This is a genomic window from Mariniluteicoccus flavus (assembly GCF_054776655.1).
In genome coordinates this window covers 1-3,905 of the sequence record NZ_BAAHBN010000021.1, presented here as the reverse complement: position 1 = coordinate 3,905, position 3,905 = coordinate 1, and the positions used below count along the sequence as shown (strand labels likewise).

Here is a 3,905-nt window from a genome sequence, read left to right as displayed (position 1 = left end):
GCTCAGCCAGCATTTCGTCGCTCAGCCCACGTCCCTGCGTACTCCCGGCATTCGCTTCTTGAACTCCCCCATGAACGCTTCCTGGACCGCACGGTTGTCCAGCGCGCCCTCCAGGCCGCCGAGCTGGCCGTTCACCGCCCGCGTACAGACCGCGACCCAGGCCTGGCCCATCGCGAAGGTGAACGTCGAGGCGACGCCCGCGCTGATCGCTCCCCCGGCCACCGTGCCCGCGCCCGGGACCATCTTCAGCAGGTTCGTGAACGCCGCGCGGCCGCCCGCCGTCGCCGCCGACGTCGACGCGACCGCCATCATCGACGCGCGCTCGAAGCGGACGTTGTAGAGGTGGGCGATGCGGGCCATCATGCCGAGCTGGATCGGAACCAGCATCGCCGCATCCGAGAACGGGATCGGCGACGCCGCCGCAGCAGCCGAGGCCGCCGCGCTCGTCGCTATGACTTTCTGGGCCTCCTTGGCCTTGGCAGCGAGATCGATCCTCTGCGTCGCCGCGAGGGCTCCGTGGACGGCTTCGGGCGCGACGCGAAAGGTCGCCGTCAACAGGTCGATCAAGCCGTGCTGCGGCTGACCCGAGAACGAGTCCCTCAGGGCGTTGGTCATGAACGGACGCCCGCCCACGATCGGCAGCTGCATCGACTCGATGTGACGCGCCAGCGCCACCGCGTCCGGGTGATAGCCGCCCTCGGCGTTGCGCGGCACCTGGGTGAACACCATCACCACCGGGAGCTCGAGCTTCGCGATCTCGCGTACGAACTCGGCTTCGGCCGCCTCGAAGCGGCGATCCATGGGGCGTACGCAGTACCAGGCGACGTGGACCTGCTCCGCCACCGGCTTCTTCCGCATGTCCTTGACGAGCTTCTGGAGGTCGCCGACGAGCGCCTTGTTGTCCTTGCCGACCTCGAGGCCCTGGGTGTCGACGATGCCGAGCTGGCCGCGCTGGTCGAGATAGAGGTGGGAGCCCTGGGTGACGGGCTCGCCGATGCCGGTCGGGGCGACGTTCTCGCCGAAGATCGCGTTGACGAGCGTCGACTTGCCGACGCCGGTCTTGCCGAAGATCGCGAGGTTGAAACGACCCATGATCTGGGTCTGGCGGTCGAACTCGTGACGGAACGAGTCAGTGAACCAATCGGACATGAGAGCAAGAGTAGGCGGAGGGTGCGTACGCGGGGTCGCGGCGCGAATGGATGGGTAGTCCTACGGCTGCCACGAAGACCGGGCGACGCTCAGGCCGCGCGCGCCTTGCCGTTCTCGACGACGATCTTGCCGTTCTCGAACGGGACCGACGTGTCGGTCGCGCCGTCGATCGGTGCGCCGAGGCGATCGCGGAGGGCGGGGTCGGAGCGATAGAGGGCCCAGGCGGGACCCGTGAGCGGGAAGGCGCCGTGGGCGTTGGTCCACAGGATGATGCCGCGCTCGAAGACGACCAGCGTCATGCCGTTGGGGCCGTCGGCCTCGCCGCCGACGGGAGCACCGAGGGGTGAGGCGGGGCCGCCCAGCTGCCGGTATTTCTCCCCGATCGTGCCATCGACGTTGACCGGGCCGGCCGGCGCGGCGGGGGGCGGGGTGAGGTTGGTGAGCGCGGCCTGGTCGAAGCGGCGCAGGTCATGGGCGTCGACGAGGCTCATGACGAGCTGGGGATAGCCGGGGTCGGTGGCATAGCCGGCGCGGTGGATGCGGGTGACGAACTCCTGAGGATCCTTGGTCCTGAAGGCGTCCGCGTACCGCGGGTTCGTGCGCAGGAAGTCACCGTGATCGGCGAAGGAGTCGCGCGGGGACGCATACGTGCGGAAGGAACTGACCTCCGCGCGCGGGCTCGCCGACGCGTCGTACTCCAGCGACGACTGCGCCACGCACCCCGACTGATAGCGGCTGGAGACCCGGGAGCACTTGATGCCGAAATAGGCGCCGCCCCAGATCGTGAGGCCGGACCTCCCCCAGCCCGACTCGAGGATCGCCTGGCCGATCGCGATGGACGCGGGGACGCCATGGGTCTTCTCGCCCTCCTGCGCATAGGGCGCGACCGACTCGATGAAGCGCGCGTTCGCGACCTTCTGGGCCTGCTTGGTGGGGCGCGGGGTCCTGGGCGCCTTCGGGGTCTCGGGAGCGCAGCCAGCGAGGGCGAACACACAGGCGAGCGCGAGGGCGAAGGGGCGAAGCACGGGTCGATTGTGTCAGGTGGAGTGAAATCGTGGTTGGTATTTATTCGAACATGTGTTTGCTTTTAGGCGGGGGTTGGGGTAGGTTGGGGTCATGACTTCGGGGGAAGTGATCGACACGCGTGAGGCGCTCGTACGCGCCGCTGCGGCGTTGGACGCGCTCTCCGAGGACCGGGCTTGTCTGGGTGATGGGGCGCGGTTGGAGTTGGTCGACCTGTCGCGTCAGGTGGCGCGGCGGGTGTCGGCTCTGGCTGTGGTGTTGGTCGCGGAGGCCGATGCGGCGAAGTCGTGCGAGACGGCGACGGGGACACCTTTGGCGACGTATCTGATGACCGACCCGTCGGTGAGCAAGAGTGAGGCGATGGGCGCGGTCTACACGGGCCGCGAGTTGGCGGAGAGCCAAGCCGTACGCGAGGCCGCCCTCGCCGGGGACCTGCCGGTGGACCGGGCCAAAGTGGTGCTGAAAGCGGTACGCCAACTCCCCGACGGGTTGAGCGAGTCGGAGCGGGCGGCGGCGGAGGCCGACCTCGTCGCGCACGCCGCCGACGTGACCGGCACGACCGTCGCGAAAGCCGTCCGGGACTGCCTGGGGCGGGTAGCACCGTCGCAGATTCCGTCGGCGGAGACCGAACAGCAACGGCTTGAAGCGCAGAGGAAACGCGCGTACGCCCGCCGCCACCTGCGGTTGCTGGACGACGGTGATGGTGGCCTCGACATCCGCGGCAACCTCCCCGCACTCGAGGCCGCACCCCTGGTCTCCATGATCAATGGGTTGGTCGCGGCAGGGCGACGGGAACAACGCGAATCCCGCGACCGGTTGGACCCGCTGCACGACGTGACCCACGAACAACGGAGCGCTGACGCCCTCATCCGGCTCGTTGCACAGGCGTCCGGCGCGGTGGCGGGGCCCGCAGGACCACACCTTTCGGTGATGGCAGCCGGGTCGGGGTCAGTCGGATCAGGCTCGACCGATCCGGGCTCAGCTGGAGCAACGGCGGCCGGATCCCCGCCGGCTGGACTGGCCGCAGCCGGTGCAGACCCGTCTGGACCAGGTGCGGCTGGATCCGTTGCCCCGGGTGTCTCGGAGTCGGGCTACGCGGTGGGGGTGCGGGCGCGGGTGCTGGTCACGATGAGCCTGGAGGCCCTCACCGCCGGGGCCGAACAGGCCGGGCTCCTGACCGACGGCACCGAGATCTCCGCCGGCGACCTCCGACGGCTGTGCTGCGAAGCCGACATCATCCCCATCGTCCTCGGCGGCGACTCCGAAATCCTCGACGTCGGCCGCACCCAACGCCTCGTCACCCCCGCGATGCGCCGCGCCCTCACCCTCCGCGACCGCGGCTGCGTATTCCCCGGCTGCAAAGTCCCCGACCACCGCTGCGAAGCCCACCACATCATCCCCTGGTGGGCCGGCGGCGTCACCGCGCTCCACAACCTCGTCCTGCTCTGCCCCCACCACCACGCCCTCGTCGAACCCCTCCGCCTCCACCGCGCCAGCCGACCGGACCGCTGGGAGATCGAGATGGACCCCGGCGGGATGCCGGTCGTCATCCCACCCACCCGCGTCGACAAACACCGCCGCCCCATCACCCGCGCACCCACCCAGAAAGCCGCCGGATAACCCGGCCCGAAGTCGCGGGCCGGAATGAATCAGCGGCGGGGCCGCCGGATGACCGACACCAACTCCCCGACCTCCAGGGTTCGGGCCGGGCTGGTCCGCGTCAACGGGATCGT

The 3,905-nt window shown here is 69.7% G+C and carries 3 protein-coding genes; 1 reads left to right on the top strand and 2 read right to left on the bottom strand.

The genetic code is table 11. From position 1 onward, the window contains the following. Positions 1 to 21: 21 nt before the first annotated feature. On the bottom strand, positions 22 to 1,149 hold the full coding sequence (locus tag ACYVAG_RS17490; RefSeq protein WP_460771809.1) for a GTPase family protein: 1,128 nt from the start codon (positions 1,147 to 1,149) through the stop codon (positions 22 to 24). Between the two features lie 89 nt (positions 1,150 to 1,238). Further along, positions 1,239 to 2,174 carry a glucosaminidase domain-containing protein gene (locus ACYVAG_RS17485; protein WP_460771807.1) on the bottom strand — a complete coding sequence of 312 codons (936 nt, stop codon included), beginning with the start codon at positions 2,172 to 2,174 and terminating at the stop codon, positions 1,239 to 1,241. Between the two features lie 91 nt (positions 2,175 to 2,265). On the opposite strand from ACYVAG_RS17485, the gene ACYVAG_RS17480 reads away from it, so the two are divergent. Continuing rightward, on the top strand, positions 2,266 to 3,792 hold the full coding sequence (locus tag ACYVAG_RS17480; RefSeq protein ID WP_460771805.1) for an HNH endonuclease signature motif containing protein: 1,527 nt from the start codon (positions 2,266 to 2,268) through the stop codon (positions 3,790 to 3,792). Positions 3,793 to 3,905 lie beyond the last annotated feature (113 nt).